Source organism: Nocardia salmonicida NBRC 13393, from assembly GCF_001613085.1.
In the GTDB taxonomy this organism is placed as follows: domain Bacteria; phylum Actinomycetota; class Actinomycetes; order Mycobacteriales; family Mycobacteriaceae; genus Nocardia; species Nocardia salmonicida.
The window spans coordinates 111,575-129,347 of the sequence record NZ_BDBR01000031.1; the positions used below are offsets into that span (position 1 = coordinate 111,575).

Annotated in this window: 19 protein-coding genes; 12 read left to right on the forward strand and 7 right to left on the reverse strand. The window is 68.3% G+C overall.

All coding sequences use genetic code 11. The features are described 5' to 3' along the window. The first annotated feature begins 99 nt into the window (after positions 1 to 99). On the forward strand, positions 100 to 2,043 hold the full coding sequence (asnB, locus tag NS1_RS26325) for an asparagine synthase (glutamine-hydrolyzing) (protein ID WP_062988768.1): 1,944 nt from the start codon (positions 100 to 102) through the stop codon (positions 2,041 to 2,043). Between the two features lie 56 nt (positions 2,044 to 2,099). On the opposite strand, the gene NS1_RS26330 is transcribed toward asnB, so the two are convergent. Then, a complete protein-coding gene (locus tag NS1_RS26330) occupies positions 2,100 to 3,026 on the reverse strand; it encodes a carbohydrate kinase family protein (protein ID WP_373864365.1) in 927 nt (308 codons plus the stop codon). A gap of 221 nt (positions 3,027 to 3,247) precedes the next feature. Beyond that, entirely contained in the window at positions 3,248 to 3,604 is a 357-nt protein-coding gene (locus NS1_RS26335; RefSeq protein ID WP_056816608.1) for a HesB/IscA family protein, read from the reverse strand. Between the two features lie 257 nt (positions 3,605 to 3,861). On the opposite strand from NS1_RS26335, the gene NS1_RS26340 reads away from it, so the two are divergent. Further along, positions 3,862 to 4,518: a DUF3043 domain-containing protein gene (locus NS1_RS26340; protein WP_062988770.1), complete on the forward strand. Its 657-nt coding sequence runs from the start codon at positions 3,862 to 3,864 to the stop codon at positions 4,516 to 4,518. Positions 4,519 to 4,576: 58 nt separating this feature from the next. On the opposite strand, the gene NS1_RS40260 is transcribed toward NS1_RS26340, so the two are convergent. Beyond that, entirely contained in the window at positions 4,577 to 4,744 is a 168-nt protein-coding gene (locus tag NS1_RS40260; protein ID WP_157125386.1) for a hypothetical protein, read from the reverse strand. 85 nt (positions 4,745 to 4,829) lie between these two features. On the opposite strand from NS1_RS40260, the gene NS1_RS26345 reads away from it, so the two are divergent. The 6 genes from NS1_RS26345 (at position 4,830) to NS1_RS26370 (ending at position 10,224) form a co-directional block, all read left to right on the forward strand. Beyond that, positions 4,830 to 5,783, forward strand: coding sequence for a helix-turn-helix domain-containing protein (locus NS1_RS26345; protein WP_062988684.1), 954 nt, complete (start codon positions 4,830 to 4,832; stop codon positions 5,781 to 5,783). Positions 5,784 to 5,910: 127 nt separating this feature from the next. Beyond that, positions 5,911 to 6,888, forward strand: a complete 978-nt coding sequence (locus tag NS1_RS26350; protein WP_255284694.1) for an alpha/beta hydrolase — start codon at positions 5,911 to 5,913, stop codon at positions 6,886 to 6,888. Between the two features lie 37 nt (positions 6,889 to 6,925). Then, positions 6,926 to 7,447: a bifunctional adenosylcobinamide kinase/adenosylcobinamide-phosphate guanylyltransferase gene (locus NS1_RS26355; RefSeq protein ID WP_062988686.1), complete on the forward strand. Its 522-nt coding sequence runs from the start codon at positions 6,926 to 6,928 to the stop codon at positions 7,445 to 7,447. Positions 7,448 to 7,486: 39 nt separating this feature from the next. Then, positions 7,487 to 8,602: a nicotinate-nucleotide--dimethylbenzimidazole phosphoribosyltransferase gene (cobT, locus tag NS1_RS26360; RefSeq protein WP_062988688.1), complete on the forward strand. Its 1,116-nt coding sequence runs from the start codon at positions 7,487 to 7,489 to the stop codon at positions 8,600 to 8,602. A 25-nt stretch (positions 8,603 to 8,627) separates the two neighbouring features. Then, on the forward strand, positions 8,628 to 9,377 hold the full coding sequence (locus NS1_RS26365) for an adenosylcobinamide-GDP ribazoletransferase (RefSeq protein ID WP_062988690.1): 750 nt from the start codon (positions 8,628 to 8,630) through the stop codon (positions 9,375 to 9,377). Between the two features lie 133 nt (positions 9,378 to 9,510). Further along, complete coding sequence (locus NS1_RS26370; RefSeq protein ID WP_056816620.1) at positions 9,511 to 10,224, forward strand: MBL fold metallo-hydrolase; 714 nt, start codon at positions 9,511 to 9,513, stop codon at positions 10,222 to 10,224. A 36-nt stretch (positions 10,225 to 10,260) separates the two neighbouring features. Here the strand turns inward: NS1_RS26370 and NS1_RS26375 are convergent, their stop codons facing one another. Next, positions 10,261 to 11,358, reverse strand: coding sequence for a branched-chain amino acid aminotransferase (locus NS1_RS26375; protein WP_062988692.1), 1,098 nt, complete (start codon positions 11,356 to 11,358; stop codon positions 10,261 to 10,263). Between the two features lie 54 nt (positions 11,359 to 11,412). Continuing rightward, positions 11,413 to 12,513: a glycine cleavage system aminomethyltransferase GcvT gene (gene gcvT / locus NS1_RS26380; RefSeq protein WP_062988694.1), complete on the reverse strand. Its 1,101-nt coding sequence runs from the start codon at positions 12,511 to 12,513 to the stop codon at positions 11,413 to 11,415. 111 nt (positions 12,514 to 12,624) lie between these two features. Here gcvT and NS1_RS26385 point away from each other — a divergent pair, with 111 nt between their 5' ends. The 3 genes from NS1_RS26385 to NS1_RS26395 all read left to right on the forward strand — a co-directional run bounded on the left by NS1_RS26385 (position 12,625) and on the right by NS1_RS26395 (position 15,247). Continuing rightward, the gene (locus tag NS1_RS26385; protein WP_062988696.1) at positions 12,625 to 12,822 is read left to right on the forward strand and encodes a hypothetical protein; all 198 of its coding nucleotides are present in this window, start codon (positions 12,625 to 12,627) and stop codon (positions 12,820 to 12,822) included. A gap of 107 nt (positions 12,823 to 12,929) precedes the next feature. Beyond that, the gene (locus NS1_RS26390; protein ID WP_255284695.1) at positions 12,930 to 14,510 is read left to right on the forward strand and encodes a bifunctional phosphatase PAP2/diacylglycerol kinase family protein; all 1,581 of its coding nucleotides are present in this window, start codon (positions 12,930 to 12,932) and stop codon (positions 14,508 to 14,510) included. A gap of 83 nt (positions 14,511 to 14,593) precedes the next feature. Then, positions 14,594 to 15,247, forward strand: coding sequence for a nucleotidyltransferase domain-containing protein (locus NS1_RS26395; protein WP_062988698.1), 654 nt, complete (start codon positions 14,594 to 14,596; stop codon positions 15,245 to 15,247). Here the strand turns inward: NS1_RS26395 and NS1_RS26400 are convergent. Next, complete coding sequence (locus NS1_RS26400) at positions 15,214 to 16,248, reverse strand: glycoside hydrolase family 18 protein (RefSeq protein ID WP_062988700.1); 1,035 nt, start codon at positions 16,246 to 16,248, stop codon at positions 15,214 to 15,216. The two genes, NS1_RS26395 and NS1_RS26400, sit on opposite strands and share 34 nt — an antisense overlap. A 115-nt stretch (positions 16,249 to 16,363) precedes the next feature. Between NS1_RS26400 and NS1_RS26405 the strand changes: the two genes are divergently transcribed. Further along, positions 16,364 to 16,612 carry an excalibur calcium-binding domain-containing protein gene (locus tag NS1_RS26405; protein ID WP_056816637.1) on the forward strand — a complete coding sequence of 83 codons (249 nt, stop codon included), beginning with the start codon at positions 16,364 to 16,366 and terminating at the stop codon, positions 16,610 to 16,612. 54 nt (positions 16,613 to 16,666) lie between these two features. Here the strand turns inward: NS1_RS26405 and NS1_RS41860 are convergent, their stop codons facing one another. Then, positions 16,667 to 17,713 (reverse strand): DUF2189 domain-containing protein, encoded by a 1,047-nt coding sequence (locus NS1_RS41860; protein WP_063816265.1) that lies wholly within the window; start codon positions 17,711 to 17,713, stop codon positions 16,667 to 16,669. Positions 17,714 to 17,773 lie beyond the last annotated feature (60 nt).

Here is a 17,773-nt window from a genome sequence, read left to right on the forward strand (position 1 = left end):
GCGCGGCGTGTCGGGCAGGTGTGCGGCATACTCGGACACAGCGTTTCGGCCCGTCAGTGGCCACCCCCATCACCGAACGAGAGAAGGTTGGGCGACACCGTGTGCGGACTGCTCGGATTCCTGACAGCTGACACCGCGACGACCGCGGTGGTCGATCAGGTGTACGACGCGCTGCACTGCCAGCGGCATCGTGGCCCGGACGAGAAGGGCACCTGGCACGACGATCACATGATCTTCGGGTTCAACCGCCTGTCCATCATCGATATCGAGCACTCGCACCAGCCGCTGCGCTGGGGCCCCGCGGACAACCCGCAGCGCTACGCGATGACCTTCAACGGCGAGATCTACAACTACCTCGAACTGCGTGAGCAGTTGGCCGCCGAGCACGGCGCCGCATTCCCCGATGGCAAGATCTTCGCCACCGACGGTGACGGCGAGGCCATCGTGGCCGCCTTCCACTTCTGGGGTCCCGAGGCCGTGCGCAAGCTGCGCGGCATGTTCGCCTTCGCGATCTGGGATACCGAGACCTCGGAACTGTTCCTCGCACGCGATCCGTTCGGCATCAAGCCGCTGTTCATCGCGACCGGCCCCGGCGGCACCGCCTTCGCCAGCGAGAAGAAGAGCCTGCTGGAACTGCTGAGCCCGCTCGGTGTGTCCGACGAGCTCGACCCGCGCGCGCTCGAGCACTACACGGTGCTGCAGTACGTGCCGGAGCCCGAGTCGCTGCACCGCAACATCCGCCGCCTCGAATCCGGCAACTACGCCACGGTGAAGGTCGGTCAGGAGCCGGTCACGACCCGCTACTTCCGCCCCGACTTCCGGGTCCGCCCGTTCGCCGGGGGGTCGGAGAAGGCCCGCTACGCCGAGATCGCCGCGGCGCTCGAGGACTCGGTCGCCAAGCACATGCGCGCCGACGTCACCGTCGGTTCGTTCCTGTCCGGCGGCATCGACTCCACCGCCATCGCCGCGCTCGCGATCCGGCACAACCCGAATCTGCTGACCTTCACCTCCGCGTTCGAACGGGAGGGGTACTCCGAGGCCGATGTCGCCGCCGAGACCGCGGAGCTGATCGGCGCCAAGCACTACATCCGCATGGTGACGCCCGCCGAGTTCGCGGCAGCGATCCCCGAGATCGTCTGGTACCTCGACGAGCCCGTCGCCGATCCCGCCCTTGTCCCGCTGTACTTCGTGGCCAAGGAAGCCCGCGAGCACGTCAAGGTGGTGCTCTCCGGCGAGGGTGCCGACGAACTGTTCGGCGGCTACACGATCTACCGGGAACCGTTGTCGCTCAAGCCCTTCGAGTACCTGCCCGCCGGTGCGCGCAAGCTGCTCGGCAAGCTCGGTGACAAGATCCCCGACGGCAAGCGCGGCAAGTCGCTGCTGCAGCGCGGTTCGCTCAGCCTCGAAGACCGCTACTACGGCAATGCCCGCAGCTTCAACGACGCCCAGTTGCGCGCGGTCCTGCGTGACTTCCGTCCCGAGTGGACCCACCAGGACGTCACCGCCCCGATCTACGCCCAGTCCGCGGGCTGGGACCCGGTCGCGCGCATGCAGCACCTGGACCTGTTCACCTGGCTGCGCGGCGACATCCTGGTCAAGGCCGACAAGATGACCATGGCCAACTCCCTGGAACTGCGCGTGCCGTTCCTGGACAGCGAGGTCCTGCGCGTCGCCGAGGGCATCCCGTTCGACCAGAAGATCACCAAGGAAACCTCGAAGTACGCGCTGCGCCAGGCCCTGGACGGGATCGTGCCCGATCATGTCCTCAACCGCGCCAAGCTCGGCTTCCCGGTCCCCCTGCGCCACTGGCTGCGCGGCACCGAGCTCTACGACTGGGCCGAAACCCAGATCGCCGAGTCCCAGACCGACCACCTGCTGAACAAGCCGGCCATCCTCCAGATGCTCCGCGACCACAAGGCGGGCCTGTCCGACCACAGCCGCCGCCTCTGGACCGTTCTGGTCTTCATGGTCTGGCACGGCATCTTCGTCGAGGACCGCATCAAGCCCGAGATCCAAGAGCCGGTCTACCCGGTCTCGCTGTAACCCACGAAAAACGCCCCCTGGATCGAAAGAGCCAGGGGGCGTTCGTGTTCCGTAGGTCAGAGCAGGGGGGCCAGTTCGTCGGCGGCGTCGCTGCCGTAGGCCTTGGTGAGGCGCTCGAGTGCGTCTTCGGTGTTGAGGGCCCACTCCTGGGTGCCGGTGGTCTCCAGGATGAGCACGGCGACGAGGGAGCCGAGCTGGGCGGCGCGTTCCAGGCTCAGGCCGGCGCGGTGGGCGGTGAGGAAGCCCGCGCGGAAACCGTCGCCGACGCCGGTCGGGTCGACCTTGGCCACCTCGGGCACCACGCCGACGCGGACCTCGGTGCCGTCGGCGTCGACCACCAGCACCCCTTCGGAGCCCAGCGTGGTGACGCGGATGCCGACCTTGGCGGTGATGTCGGCTTCGCTCAGACCGGTCTTCTGCTGCAGCAGGGCCCACTCGTACTTGTTGGTGAACAGGTAGGCCGCGCCGTCGATCAGTTCGCTGGCCTGCTCGCCGTCGAGGCGGGCCAGCTGCTGGGACGGATCGGCGGCGTAGGCGATGCCCTGCGCCTTGGCCTGGCGGGTGTGGGCCACCATCGCGTCGGGATCGTTCGCCCCGACCAGCACCAGGTCGATGTCGTGCGCGGCGGCGATCGCGGCGATGTCGATATCGCGCGCCTCACTCATCGCACCCGGATAGAACGACGCGATCTGCGCCATCGTCTCATCGGTGGTGCACACGAACCGCGCGGTGTGCGACGTCGCGGAGACATGTACCGCGGAGCAGTCGACGCCGCTGTTCTCCAGCCACTGCCGGTACTCGGCGAAATCGGCGCCGACGGCGCCGACGAGCACCGGGCGCTGCTTCAGCAGACCCATCGCGTAGGCGATGTTGCCCGCCACTCCGCCACGGCGGATCTGCAGATCGTCGACGAGGAAGCTCAGGGACACATGATCGAGTTGATCAGCGAGCAGCGCATCGGCGAACCGGCCGGGAAAGCGCATGAGGTGGTCGGTGGCGATGGATGCGGACACGGCAACAGGCACGAGGCAGGGCCCCTTCGACGCTAGAGGTAGGAAAACACAGAAGTCCGGGATCACCGGATCCCGGACTTCAACGTTAGCAAGCGCTACCGCCTGTGGTTCACCTGTTCGCTACCTCGCCACGCAACGACAATGTTCCCGGGCGTGGCACGGAAAGCACGGCTAACTCGCAGCTCCGTACGTCAGTTGAAGCTGTCGCCGCAGGCGCAGGAGCCCGTGGCTTGCGGGTTGTCGATGGTGAAACCCTGCTTCTCGATGGTGTCGACGAAGTCGATCGAGGCGCCGTCGATGTACGGGGCGCTCATGCGGTCGACGGCCAGCTTCACGCCGGAGAACTCGACGACGATGTCACCGTCGAGGATGCGATCGTCGAAGAACAGCTGGTAGCGCAGACCGGCACAGCCACCGGGCTGCACGGCGATCCGCAGGGCAAGGTCGTCGCGACCCTCCTGGTCGAGCAGCGCCTTCGCCTTGATGGCGGCAGCGTCGGTCAACGTCGCACCGTGGGTCTCGGTGGCGGTCTCGTTCTGCACAGTCATGGACACTCCTAGTTCGACTCAGCCCGTCAACGGACCTCAGGTGCACAGCGCACGACTGATTCCAACGCTGTCGCAGCAACTGCTATTCCTATTTTGCCACCCTCGGCGCAGCCAGTAGACGCCACCTGGGTGCTTGTGCCCACACTACGCCCTGTGACGGCGTGATCTGTGTCCTAGCCCACGCGAGATGAGACCGGGCTCACCGCTGAGCGGACCGCATTTCCCGATGCTCGGCATCATCGAATAGCCTGGTGAACGTGAAATTGTTTCGTCGTGACGAGTCCAGCACCATCGACGAGTCCGTCGACCCGTCGGTGTCCGGCTCCGAACAGGCCGCCGCTACCGCTTCGACCACCCCCGGTAAGGGCAGGCCGACGCCGAAAAGGCGTGAGGCCGAAGGCAAGCGGCGCGGCCCGGTCGCGCCCGCCCCGCTGACCGCCAAGGAAGCCCGCGCCCGCCGCAAGGCTGTCAAGGGCACCAAACAGGACCGCAAGGTCGCCGCCGCCGACCGCCGCGCCGCCGTGCAGGACCGCCGCGCGCGCATGCTGGCCGGCGAGGACAAGTACCTGCTGCCCCGCGATCAGGGCCCGGTCCGCGCGTACGTGCGCGATCTGGTGGACGCCCGCCGCAACCTGGTCGGGCTGTTCATGCCGATGGCGCTGGTGCTGATCCTGTCGATGTTCGTGGCCCCCGGCCTGCAGACCATCGTCACGCTCGCGATGCTGGTGATGATGGTCTTCATGATCATCGAGGGCTTCGTCCTCGGCAAGATCGTGAGCAACCGGGTGATCGAACGCTTCCCCGACACCACCGATACCGGTTTCAAGCTCGGCTGGTACGCCTTCGTGCGCGCCTCCCAGATCCGCAAGATGCGCGCTCCGAAGCCCCGGGTCGGCCCCGGCGACGCGGTCTGAGTTCTTCCCGACTCCGCAATGCCGTCTCATCCCTGCGGATGGGGCGGCATTCGCGCTTTCAGTGGTGAATGGGGCGGATGTAGTCGGCATAGCCCGCGATGGCCTCGAGCTCTGCGTCCATACGCTGGGCGTCACGGTCGATAATTCCGGTGGATCCGGCGGTGCCGCGACCGATCAGTACGGCGAGTCCGATGATGACGGCGAGGACGATCAGAAAAGTAAGCATGGCAGTAATTTTGCGCTCAATGATTTTCAGCCGAAAGTGGCTGTTACGACATTGTGCGTAAAGATTCAGCCAGATACGATGAGGCATGCTCTCGAAGGTTGCCGTGGTCCTCAGCGACCGGCTCGCCATGTTCGAATTCGGCGTGGTCTGTGAGGTTTTCGGCCTCGACCGCACCGCCGACGGCCTGCCCGGCTTCGACTTCCGGGTCTGCGGCGCCGACCCCGGCAAGCCGCTGCGCTCCACCACCCCCGGCATCTCCGTCACCCCCGAGTTCGGCCTCGACCAACTCGTCGAAGCCGACCTGGTGGCCATCCCCGCCTCCCCGATCGACCAATACGACGACCGGGTGCTCGACGCGGTGCGCGGCGCCGCCGCCGCGGGCGCGACCGTGCTCACCGTCTGCTCGGGCGCCTTCCTGGCCGGTGCGGCGGGTCTGCTCGACGGCCGCAAATGCACCACCCACTGGCGTTATGTCGACCGACTCGCCGCGATGTTCCCCGAAGCCACCGTCGATCCCGATGTCCTGTTCGTCGACGAGGGCAACCTGATCACCAGCGCGGGCACCGCCGCGGGCATCGACGCCTGCCTGCACCTGGTCCGCCGCGAGATCGGCACCGCCGCCGCCAACGGCATCGCGCGCCGTATGGTCGTCCCGCCGCAGCGCGACGGCGGTCAGCGCCAGTTCATCGAACAGCCGGTCCCCGAGTGCAGCTCCATCGGTCTGTCCACCACCCTGGCGTGGCTCACCGAGAACCTCGCCCACCCGCACACCGTCGACGAACTCGCGGCCCGCTCCAGCATGTCCACCCGCACCTTCGCCCGCCGCTTCGCCGCCGAGACCGGCACCACCCCGGTCAAGTGGCTCACCACCCAGCGCGTCCTGTTCGCCAAGCACCTGCTCGAAACCACCGACATGGCCCTGGAGCGGATCGCCGACGAGTCCGGCTTCGGCTCCGGTGCCCTCCTACGCCACCACTTCCAGCGCCAGGTCGGCCTCGCCCCCACCGAATACCGTCGCCGCTTCGGCGCGGCCGGTTGAGCCGACGTTCACTCCCTGACGACGCTCGTCTCGACGGGGTTGGGGCGGTTCGGTGCGGCACTGCCGGGATGCTGTGAAGCCGCACAATCGGCTTGACTCGATCGGTGCAAACTGGTCGTCTAGCAGGGTGTTTCACGCTGGGTGGGGTAGTTTTCTTCGGCTGAGCAGAGCTCTCACGATCGCCGCGGCGGCCGTGGTCGTGTCGTCGGTCGGCACGTCCACGGCTGTCGCCGTGCCGATCGCGGCACCGGTGATGCGGACGCCCGCGGGCAGATTCGAGGATCTGATCGTTCCGTCGAGCATGGGCCCGATCAAGGTCCAGGTGCAGTGGGCGGCGCGCGGCGGCAGTTCCGCGCTGTATCTGCTCGACGGTCTGCGCGCCCCCGCCGACCACAGCCAGTGGACCACCGACACCGACGCACTGCGCCAATTCGCCGGTGACGACGTCACCCTGGTGTTGCCGGTCGGCGGCAACTCCAGCTTCTACACCGACTGGTACCGGCCGAGCAGCACCAATGGTCAATCGACGACCTACAAGTGGGAAACGTTCCTCACCCGCGAACTGCCCGACTTCCTGGCCGGATACGGCGTCTCCCGCACGAACAACGGCATCGTCGGCGTCTCCATGGGCGGCAATGCCGCCATGACACTGGCCGCCCACCATCGTGACCAGTTCCGCTTCGCCGGATCGTTCTCCGGGTTCCTCAACCCGGCGGCCCCGATGTGGAACCAGGTGATGCGCGCGGCCATGTTCGATGAGGGTCGCTTCAACATCGATGACATGTGGGGCGCCGCGGGCGATCCCGCGTGGAATCGCAACGACGCCATCGTCCAGGCCGAACTGCTGCGCGGCCTACCGCTGTACGTGACCAGCGGCAACGGTGTCCCCGGCCCCCTCGACCTCCCGAGCGGCGTCGGTAACACGGTCAACGCGGCAGCGATCGAGGCCTTCGCCGTGGTCACGGCGAGCACCTTTCGCGACCGCACCGCCGCCCTCGGTATCCCCGCCCGCGTCGACTTCACCAACGGCACCCACACCTGGCCGTACTGGCAACAGTCGCTCGCTACCGCCCGCCCGATGATCCTGGAAGCTCTTTCCGCCTGATGTTCCTGCGACATCAGTGGGCGGCTACGGTGCTCGGATGTCCACTCGCATCCTCGTTCTCGGCGGTGCGCGGTCCGGCAAGTCGGCCTATGCCGAGGCCCTGCTGACCGACGCGCCCGCGGTTCGTTATCTGGCTACCGCTGTTCTCGACGCCGCCGATCTCGACTTCGCCGACCGGATCGCCGTCCACCGCGATCGTCGTCCCGCGCACTGGACCACCGTCGAGAACACCGAACCCGCAACGGTTCTCGCCACCGAGGCTCCCGCGACACTGCTCGACGACATCGGCACCTGGATCACTGCCCGCCTCGATGCCCGCATGGCGTGGGATGCTCCGCGCGGCACCGTGGCCCCGGACTGCGACGAGCTCGTCGCGGCCGTCGCGGCGTATCGGCAGCGGCTGGTGATCGTATCTCCCGAGGTCGGGATGGGCGTCATCCCCGCGACCCGCTCGGGGCGGCTGTTCCGCGACGAGATCGGCACCCTCAACCAGCGTCTCGCGCAGGCCTGTGATGAGGCGTATCTCATCGTCGCCGGGCTGCCGATTCGATTGAAATGAGCCGGGTCGGTCGGCGCCGCGCACCGGGATCCGGGCAAGATGAGCGTCGAACACCACGTACCACCTCCGAAAGGCTTGCCAGTGACTCACGGATTCGACCCGGTCGCGGCCCCGGACGCGCAGGTGCGCGCGGCGGCCGAGCAGCGCCAGACGCAGCTCACCAAACCGGCCGGATCGCTGGGACGGCTCGAGGAACTCGGCAACTGGGTCGCCGCGTGCCAGGGAGTGTGCCCGCCAGCGCAGTTCGAACGCGCCAGGGTAGTGCTGTTCGCGGGCGATCACGGCGTGGCCGAGCATGGCGTTTCGGCGTACCCGAGTGAGGTCACCGCGCAGATGGTGGCCAATTTCCTGGCGGGCGGCGCGGCCGTGAACGCACTGGCCGCCGTGGCGGGCGCGACCGTGCGGGTCGTCGATATCGCCGTCGACGGCGACACCGAGCCTTCGGTGTCCCAGCACAAGGTGCGCCGCGCGAGCGGTTCGATCGACCGCGAGGACGCCCTCACCGAGGCCGAGGTCACCGCCGCGCTGGCCGCGGGCCGCGCGATCGCCGACGAGGAGATCGACACGGGCGCCGACCTGCTCATCGCCGGTGACATGGGTATCGGCAACACCACCCCCGCCACCGTTCTCATCGCCATCCTCACCGGCACCGAACCCGTCGCCGCCGTCGGCCGCGGCACCGGCGTCGACGACCAGGGCTGGATTCGCAAGGTCGCCGCGATCCGCGACGGCATGCGCCGCGCCCGCCCGGTGGCCACCGACCCCGTCGACCTGCTCCGCGTCGCCGCGGGCGCCGACTTCGCCGCCATGGCCGGTTTCCTCGCCCAAGCCGCCGTCCGCCGCACCCCCGTCCTGCTCGACGGCGTCGTGGTGACCGCCGCCGCCCTGGTCGCCGAAGACCTCGCCGCGGGCGCGAAAGCCTGGTGGCTGCCTGCCCACCGCTCCACCGAACCCGCCCACGACCTGGCCTTGAAGCACCTGCGCCTGACCCCGCTGATCGACCTGGAGATGCGCCTCGGCGAAGGCTCCGGCGCCCTCACCGCGCTGCCGATCCTGCGGGCCGCCGTCGCCACCCTCGCCGAGATGTCGACCTTCGCCGACGCGGGCGTGAGCACCTCGGCCGAGGAATCGGACACCGTCGACCTGGCCAAGTGAGCGAACCGAACGTGGGCGGATCCTCGTGAACGCGCTACGGCTGGCCGTCTCCTGGCTGACCGTCGTCCCGGTCCGAGGCCCGGCGGCGGTCGACCGGCGCACAGCAGGCCACGCGATCACGCTCGCCCCGGTGATCGGCCTCGCACTCGGGGCCTGCGCGGCCGCTGCCCTCTGGCTGCTGGTCAGCGCGGGTCTGACCACCCTGCTCGCAGGTCTGCTCGTCGTCGGCCTCCTCGCGCTGCTCACCCGAGGCATGCATCTCGACGGCTTGGCCGACACCGTCGACGGCCTCGGCAGCTACGGCCCGCCCCAGCGCGCCCGCGAGATCATGAAGTCCGGCGGTGCCGGCCCGTTCGGCGTCGCCGCTCTCGTTTTCGCCGTCGCCATCCAATCGGTCGCGGTCGCAACGCTGGCCGATCAGCACCGCTGGCTCGCGATCGTCCTCGCCGTCGCCGCAGGCCGGGTCGCCGTCGTCCTCGCCTGCCGCACCGGCATCCCCGCCGCCCCCGACGCGGGTTTCGGCGCATTGGTCGCGGGCACTCAGCCGCGCACCGCGGTGTTGATCTGGTCGGCGCCGGTCGTGATCACCGCTGTCTGGGCGGTACCAGACAACCTCTGGCTCGGCCCGCTTGTGCTGATCGCCGCCCTCGCGCTGACCGTCGCGGTCACCCGCCACTGCGTCCGGCGTTTCGAGGGCCTCTCCGGCGATATTCTCGGCACTGTCGTGGAAATCACGGTTTCGATTGCCGCAGTAGGCTTCTCACTGGAGTTATAGCTGCTCGCACGGTTACAGCAAACTCGGACTGGTCACAAGTCCAAGATATCGGCGATTGTGTGCTCCCACAGACCGTCCGGTCAACGGTACTCGGGTGCGTCGCCAGCACACCGGTGGCAATACAGTGGACCGCATGTCATCCGAGCGCCTCTACTTCCGCCAGCTGCTGTCCGGCCGGGACTACGCCGTCGGCGATCCGATCGCCACGCAGATGCGCAACTTCGCGTATCTGATCGGCGACCGGGAGACCGGCGAGACCCTCCTGGTCGACCCCGCCTACCAGGCAGCCGACCTCGTCGACGTCGCGGAGGCCGACGGCATGCGCGTGTCCGGCGTGCTCGCCACCCATCACCATCCCGACCATGTCGGTGGCACCATGCTCGGTTTCACCCTCGGCGGTGTGGCCGAACTGCTCGAGAAGACCAACGTCCCGGTGCACGTCAACAAGCACGAACTCGAGTGGGTCGCCCAGACCACCGGCATCGCCCCCGGCGACCTGACCGGCCACGACCACGGCGACAAGGTGACGGTCGGCGCGTTCGACATCGAGTTACTCCACACGCCCGGCCACACGCCGGGCAGTCAGTGCTTCCTGTTCGACGGCCGCCTCATCTCCGGCGACACCCTGTTCGTCGACGGCTGCGGCCGCACCGACTTCCCCGGCGGCGACTCCGACGAGATGTTCCGCAGCCTGCGCCGACTCGCCGCCCTCGACGGCAACCCGGTCGTCTACCCCGGCCACTGGTACTCCGAAGCGCCGAGCGGCGCACTGGCCTCCCTGCGTGACAGCAACTACGTCCTGCGCCCGAAGTCCCTGGGCGAGTGGCAAGCACTGATGCCGGGCTAGCCCCGAAGGGGCCCGCCCGAGCGCCAGCGCTCCGGGTCAGAGCGTCCGCATCCATCCGTGGGTGTCGGCGAACGTGCCGCGCTGGATTCCGGTCAACGTGTCGCGCAGCGCCATCGTCACCTCACCGGGTTCCCCACCGCCGATGGTGAATTCACCGTCACCGGACTTCACCCAGCCGACCGGCGTGATCACCGCGGCGGTCCCGCACGCGAAGACCTCACTGATCTCACCGGATTCGGCGCCCTTGCGCCATTCCTCCACCGAGATCTTGCGCTCCTCCACCGGGTAGCCGGAATCGGCGGCCAGGGTGAGCAACGAGTCGCGGGTGATACCGGGCAGCAGCGAACCGGACAGTTCGGGAGTCACCAGGCGTGCTTCGGAGCCGGTGCCGAACACGAAGAACAGGTTGTTGGTGCCCATCTCCTCGACGTAGCGACGCTCGCAGGCATCCAGCCAGACAACCTGGTCACAACCCTGGTCGGTGGCCTGCGCCTGCGCGAGCAGCGACGAGGCGTAGTTGCCCGCCACCTTCGCCTCGCCGGTGCCGCCGGGGGCCGCGCGCACATATTCGGTCGACAGCCACACCCGCACCGGCTTCACACCGCGCGGGAAGTAGGCGCCGGCGGGCGAGGCGAGCAGCAGGTACTTGTACGCCGAGGCAGGCTTCACGCCGAGGCCCGCTTCGGTGGAGAACATGAACGGCCGCAAGTACAGCGAGTCCTCGCCCCCGGCGGCAGGCACCCAGTCGGCGTCGACGTCGAGCAGCTGGCGCACGGATTCGATGAACAGTTCCTCGGGTAGCTCCGCCATCGCCATGCGCGCGGCCGAGCGGCGGAAGCGCGCGGCGTTGGCATCGATGCGGAAGGTCGCGATCTCGCCGTCGGGCTGGCGGTAGGCCTTGAGCCCTTCGAAGATCGCCTGACCGTAGTGGAACACCATCGTCGCCGGGTCCATCGAGAGCGGGCCGTACGGTTCGACGCGCGCGTTGCCCCACTGGCCGTCGGCATAGTCGATCGAGACCATGTGATCGGTGAAGAACCGTCCGAAACCGGGGGCCGCCAGTACCTCTGTCCGCTGCTGCGCCGAAATGGGCGCGGGGTGCGGAATACGGGTGAACTGTGCGGCGACTGTCATGGTGCGATCCTATCCGGGCAGATTCGGTGCTGTCTCGCCCCCACTACGGGGGAGTTACTTGGTCTTGGTGTCGACGAACGGCGGCTTCACGACCGCGGCGCGCAGCTTGCGTCCGCGCACGTCGACCTCCACCTCGTCGCCGGGTTCCAGCTTCGCGTCGGTGTCGAGCAGCGCCAGCGCGATGCCGACCTTCAGCGATGGTGAGAACGTCCCCGAGGTGGTCTCGCCGACCGGCGCGCCATCGCGCAGCACCGTCTGGCCTTGGCGCAGCACGCCGCGATCCAGCGCTCTGAGCCCCATCAGCGTGCGGCGTGGGCCGTCGGCCTTCTCCTGCTCGAGTGCGGCCTTGCCCCAGAATTCCGGCTTCTTCCAGCCGACGGCCCACCCGGTGCGGGCCTGGTTCGGGGTGATGTCGAGGGAGAGTTCGTGCCCGTGCAGCGGGTAGCCCATCTCGGTGCGCAGGGTGTCGCGCGCGCCGAGTCCGGCCGCCTGGCCACCGGCCGCCTCGACCTCGGTGATCAGCGCCCGGAACACCGGCTCCGCGTCCGCCCACTTCGGCAGCAGCTCGTAGCCGTGCTCACCGGTGTAACCGGTGCGGCACACACGCACCGGGCGGCCCTCCCACTCGGCGTCGGCGTAGGCCATGTACTCCATCTCGGTGGGCAGGCCGAGGGCGGTCAGCACCTCGGTGGCCTTCGGGCCCTGCACCGCGAACACCGCGTAGTCGCGATGCTGGTCGGTCACCGTGATCCCCGCGGGCGCCACCTTCCGCAACTCCGCGACGACCGCCGCCGTGTTCGCCGCGTTCGGCACGAGGAACACCTCGTCGTCGCCGACGTAGTAGGCGATCAGGTCATCGATCACGCCGCCGTCTTCGGCACAGCACAGTGTGTACTGGGCCTTTCCCGGCCGGATCCGGCCCAGATCGTTGGTCAATGCCGAGTTCACGAACGCCGCGGCGCCGGGTCCCGACACCGTCGCCTTGCCCAGATGGCTCACATCGAACAGCCCGACCGTGGTGCGGACCGCAGTGTGCTCGCCGACCGTGCCGCCGTACTGCACCGGCATCTCCCACCCGCCGAACGGCGCGAAGGTGGCTCCGAGCTCGACATGTACGGCGTGGATGGGGCCCTCGAGCAGCGCGGTGTCGGTCATGGGCCGAAGTTTATCGGTCGCGCGCGGCCGGTCGAATCGGCACCATGCCCCTGCAATTGGGGGGCGGTCCGCGGGGTTCGATTTCCGCGCTTCGGTGCGAAGATCGACGGCATGACCGTTCGCACAATCACCGCAGGCACCCTGTTGGTCGCCGCTTCCTTGTTCGTCACCACACCCGTCGTGCAGGCCGCCGATACCGGCAGCGGCAATTCGGCGTCCTCCTCGATCAACATCGGTTGCCTCATCCAGGCGCTCCAGGGGATTCCGCCCACCGCCGACTGCAACCCGCCCTCGATCCCGGCGCAGTAAAACCGCGTCCTCCACCGACAGCGCGCCGCGCCTGCCATCGAGGGGTGCAGGGGTGGCGCGGTTCGAGTCCAAAGAGTGTGATGCCCAACGGCTGTAGGGTTCATACTGTGAGTGAGTTGCCCCGAGCTCGGTTCGGCCATGTCGCCCGGATGGACGACACGATGAGCCGCGCGGTATCGCGTATCCCGGAAACCGCAGTCGATCGCGGCATGCTGCGGTTGACCCGATCCGCCAACACCGGTGGCCTATGGCTTGCGGTCGCGGCGGCGCTCGCGGTGAAGCCTGGTCCCCCACGCCGCGCCGCGCTGCGCGGTGTCATCGCGCTGGGTGGCAGCAGCTTCGTCGTGAACCTCGTGCTCAAGACGCTGATCCCGCGTCGGCGGCCACCGGCCGAACTGATGCCGCTGGGCCGCAGGCTGGTCGCGGCACCGGTGTCGTCGTCCTTCCCGTCCGGCCACAGTGCCAATGCCGCCGCCTTCGCCACCGCCGTCGCCCTGGAGAGCCCGCGCGCCGCGCTCACCATCGCACCGGTGGCCGCGGCCGTCGCCTATTCCCGCATCCACACCGGCGCGCACTGGCCGTCCGACGTGCTGGTCGGCGCGGGCGTCGGCACCGCTGTCGCGCTGACCACCCGCCGCTGGTGGCCGATCCGCGAATCCGACGAGGCCGACGCGCACGTCGTGCACGGCGCACCGATCCTCGCCGACGGCAAAGGCCTTCTGCTACTGGTGAATCCGCGCTCGGGCGACTCCAGCTACGACCCCACCGACGACATCGCCGAGGCACTGCCCGCCGCGACGCTGGTGCGCACCGAACCCGGCCGTGACGCCGTCGAACTCCTGCAAGAAGCCCTCGACGACGCTGTCGGCGGCGCGGCCGACGACCGCACCACGGTCCTCGCGGTCGGTGCCGCGGGCGGCGACGGCACGATCGCCGCGGCGGCCGCCGTCGCGGTAGGCAACGACCTGCCCCTGGTCGTCATCCCCGCGGGCACCCTGAATCACTTCGCCCGCGATCTCGGCGTCTACGACCTGCGCGAGGTGGCCGACGCCACCGGCACCGGCGAAGCCGTCGAAGTCGATATCGCCGCAGTCGGATTCGACACCCCCGACGGCCCGTACACCCACCACTTGATCAACACCGCGAGCATCGGCGCCTACCCGGAGCTGGTGCGCCTGCGGGAGAAGTGGGAAGACCGCTGGGGCAAGTGGCCCGCCTTCGCCGCGGCTCTCGTCGTCACCCTGCGCCGCGCGGAGCCGATCCACATCCGGCTCGACGACCGCTGGCACGACATGTGGTTCCTGTTCATCGGCAACGGCCCCTACCACCCGCACGGCGCCGTCCCCGCCTTCCGTTCGCGCCTCGACGAGGGCCTGCTCGACGTCCGCTGGCTCCGCGCCGACGTCCGCTTCTCGCGCACCCGCGCTGTCATCGCCCTGATGCTCGCCGCTATCGGCCACAGCCGCGTCTACGGCGAACGCCAGATGCACGAACTCACCGTCACCTCGAGGACTCCTGTCGCCGTGGCCGCCGACGGCGAAGTGGTCGGCATCGCAACCACTTTCCGATTCTCCGTCGCAGGTCGGATCCCGGTCTACCGCCGCGACGAGGACAACCCCCGCTGGGAAAACCGCCCGCGACCGCACCACCGCCGCCCCCTGGCCTGGCTCACCGACCGCCGACGCTGACTTCTTCACAAACCCGTCTCGTCTCGATCACCATCGCCCACAATAACCTTGCGCCCCGGGCCACCGGTGCCGAGGATGGATGGATGAGCTCGCCGGACGGTGGACGTCCGATCACCGCAACCGAAGCCGATCGTCGCTGGGACCCGTGGACCCCGAGTGTCGTCGCCGCTCGCCTGGCGACCTGTCCCGCGCCGTGGGCCGTCGCGGGCGGCTGGGCCCTCGACCTGTTCGCCGGCGGCATCTCCCGCGCCCACGACGACATCGAAATCACTGTCCCCCGAGCAGATTTCCCCCATATCGCCGCCGAATTTCCCGAATACGAGTGGGACATCGTCGGTGACGGCGAGCTGTGGCCCTATCCCCTGGCCGAGACCCGCCTCGACCTCCACCAGACCTGGCTGCGTGATCCCTTCACCGGCGCCTTCCACCTCGACGTGTTCCGCGAGCCGCACGACGGCCATACCTGGATCTGCCGCCGCGACCCCACCATCACCCTCCCGTACACCGAACTCATCCGCACCACCACCAACGGGATCCCGTATCTGATTCCCGAGGTCGTGCTGCTGTTCAAGGCGAAAGCCAACCGCCCCAAGGACTACAGCGACTTCCACCGCGTCGTCGGGCTGCTTCCGGAGCACCGGCTCGCCCGCCTGAACTCCTGGCTGACCCAGCTCTACCCGGACCACCCGTGGTCGACCGAGATTCAGTCGGCCATCCGACACCAATCTCTTCGATAGTCGGCCCAATCCTGGGGTGTGGCGGCGAAATCCACATACATCGCCACACCGAAGTTCGCCCGGTTCACATCGGCCCGAGTCAGGCCGAGGCGGATCCCCCGCACCGCCGCGGCGACGGTCTCGGCGGCTCCGCGATGTCCTCGATCGTCGGCCCAGAACGCAGGAGCTCCCATCAGCAGGTCGACGCCATCGGGTGTCACCTCGGCGGCCAGCTCGGTCTGCTGCGCCACATACCCGCTGTACAGCGCTCGCGTCGGCATCGCCGTGTCGTAGGACATCACCGCCACCTGATCGGATCGCCGCGCCACCTCGGCGAAATAGGCCTGGCTCCACCATTTTCCGTGATCGGCCGCAGCCAAGCCCAGCGAATGCAGACCGGGAAGTGGATCGATCACCGGCGCCGACACCGACAGCCGCACCCGCGCCGCGGAAGTCACCACCCGAGTAGCGTCGAGCAGCGCGAGAAATCCCCGCGATCCCGATCGAATGGGTTCGAGGTCGTAGTGCACGCCGTCGAACCCGTAGTCGAGTACCCGCCGCACCGACGCCACCACTCGCGCACGCGAGGCCGCCGATTCCACATCCAGCCCGTCGAATTCGGGCCGCACGATGTCGCCCAGCCACGACTGCACCCGAATTCCCGGTAATCGCGCGTGCACCGCCTCGACGAACCATCGCGCACGCGGAGCCAGATCGTCGCGCAGACTCCCGTCGTGCTCCAAAGGACCCGTATGGACATACAGATCCCGAACTCCGGTACCTGCCAGCAACTTCGCGAGCCCGTCGATATCGGCGTCGGTCTTGCGCCCGTCCACCCAGGCATGCCCGAGCCAGACCGCGTCCTTACCCCGGGTCCGCGCTTGGTCGGACTGATCGCCGGTGTTGTGCACCAGCAAGGCCGTCACCACCCCCGCAACCGGCAGCGACATCACGACGACCACCACGAGCGCGATCACCGCACCCCGCGCCCACCACGACCACGCCCGCCATCTCCCCCGCATCACTCCCCCTTGTTCGAGATGCCCCGATACTACTGACACGTACCGACAAGCAAACTTCCGACAAATCCCCCACTCGTGAAACACTGTGCGCCGCTGAACAATTGAATGGAGCACAATGAAATACGTCGCAACCCTCGCTTCCGCCGCCATCGCGGCCTTCGCGTTCGCGATCGCCACGCCGACCGTGGCCGCCGCACAGCCCTCGAAGTGCCACGGCTCGTACACCCCGTGCCTGCCCATCGTCAGTGATGTCGACTGCGAAGGCGGCAGCGGCAACGGACCCGTCTACACCGGCCGCGTCACGGTGATCGGACCCGACGACTACGGCCTCGATCGCGACGGGGACGGCATCGGCTGCGAGTGAACAGCACGAGGGGCGTGCGATGAACGACATCGCACGCCCCTCGGGATCAACTGCTCAGCGGTTGCCTTCAGGTCCCCAGCCCGGGTCACCGGGCTTGCCCAGATCAGGACCATCGGGGTAACCGGGACCACCCGAACCCGGACCACCAGCGCCCGGACCGCCGTAGCCGGGGCCACCCGCGCCCGGACCGCCGTAACCCGGTCCACCCGCGCCCGGACCGCCGTAACCCGGTCCACCCGCGGGTCCGCCGTAACCCGGACCGCCGTAACCCTGTCCACCTTCGGGACCACCGTAACCGGGGCCGCCGTAACCCTGTCCGCCTTCCGGACCGCCGTACCCCGGCTGCCCACCGAATCCACCTGCGGGCCCACCGTACTGCTGCGGGTAGCCCGGCTCAGGAGCCTTCGCCGCGCCGGCGACCGGCCCACCGGTGACGACCCGGTACGCATAGGTCGAGGCGATGATCGTCAACGGGATGGTGACGAGCAGGCCGATGCCGCAGAGCAGCGCACCGACGACGTTGATGCCGAACAGCGCCAGTGCCAGGAGCAGCAGCGGGCCCGCGTTGCTCGAGATCGCCGCGAAGCTCGACTTGATCGCGGTGACACCGTCCTGGTCGCGGTCGATCACGAATTGCATTGTCCACCAGGTGAAGAACGCGATGACCAGGCCGGGAAGAATGCACAGCAGCAGGCCGATGCCGGTCGCCAGACCGACCAGCAGGCCGGCCACGATCACCGCACCCACATTGGTGAACCGGAAGAACGCCCCGAATCCGGGCTTGTTCCCATCCGTTTCGTGCAGCGCGCCACGCACGAATGCCGCCGAGATCAGATATCCGATCACGGTGCTCACGATGGTGCCGATGATCTGCCAGAGCCCGAACCCGAAACTGACACCGCCGTCATAGTCGGTGTCGGTGTTGTTGCCGAGGCCGAACAGGAAGCTGATCACCGCCTGGATCAGGAAGGAGACGACCACCATCCCGATCCAGACGAGCGCGTTTTCTTTGAATTTCGTCCACCCGTACCCGATGGCGTCACCGACACTGAGCGTCGGTCCCGCCGGGGGATAACCGGGTTGCTGCTGTCCATATGTCATCCGAATCGCTTCCCCTCATCGTTCGAGACGGCCGATGCCGCTCATATGAGTACTCCGATC

Bases quoted from the DNA above. Each gene is read 5' to 3' on its own strand.
- NS1_RS26330 (WP_373864365.1), bottom strand. From the start codon at position 3,026: ATGCGCTTTCCCGGCCGGTTCGCCGATGCGCTGCTCGCTGATCAACTC.
- NS1_RS26335 (WP_056816608.1), bottom strand. From the start codon at position 3,604: ATGACTGTGCAGAACGAGACCGCCACCGAGACCCACGGTGCGACGTTG.
- NS1_RS40260 (WP_157125386.1), bottom strand. From the start codon at position 4,744: ATGCTTACTTTTCTGATCGTCCTCGCCGTCATCATCGGACTCGCCGTA.
- NS1_RS26345 (WP_062988684.1), top strand. From the start codon at position 4,830: ATGCTCTCGAAGGTTGCCGTGGTCCTCAGCGACCGGCTCGCCATGTTC.
- NS1_RS26355 (WP_062988686.1), top strand. From the start codon at position 6,926: ATGTCCACTCGCATCCTCGTTCTCGGCGGTGCGCGGTCCGGCAAGTCG.
- cobT (WP_062988688.1), top strand. From the start codon at position 7,487: ATGAGCGTCGAACACCACGTACCACCTCCGAAAGGCTTGCCAGTGACT.
- NS1_RS26370 (WP_056816620.1), top strand. From the start codon at position 9,511: ATGTCATCCGAGCGCCTCTACTTCCGCCAGCTGCTGTCCGGCCGGGAC.
- NS1_RS26375 (WP_062988692.1), bottom strand. From the start codon at position 11,358: ATGACAGTCGCCGCACAGTTCACCCGTATTCCGCACCCCGCGCCCATT.
- gcvT (WP_062988694.1), bottom strand. From the start codon at position 12,513: ATGACCGACACCGCGCTGCTCGAGGGCCCCATCCACGCCGTACATGTC.
- NS1_RS26385 (WP_062988696.1), top strand. From the start codon at position 12,625: ATGACCGTTCGCACAATCACCGCAGGCACCCTGTTGGTCGCCGCTTCC.
- NS1_RS26395 (WP_062988698.1), top strand. From the start codon at position 14,594: ATGAGCTCGCCGGACGGTGGACGTCCGATCACCGCAACCGAAGCCGAT.
- NS1_RS26400 (WP_062988700.1), bottom strand. From the start codon at position 16,248: ATGCGGGGGAGATGGCGGGCGTGGTCGTGGTGGGCGCGGGGTGCGGTG.
- NS1_RS26405 (WP_056816637.1), top strand. From the start codon at position 16,364: ATGAAATACGTCGCAACCCTCGCTTCCGCCGCCATCGCGGCCTTCGCG.
- NS1_RS41860 (WP_063816265.1), bottom strand. From the start codon at position 17,713: ATGACATATGGACAGCAGCAACCCGGTTATCCCCCGGCGGGACCGACG.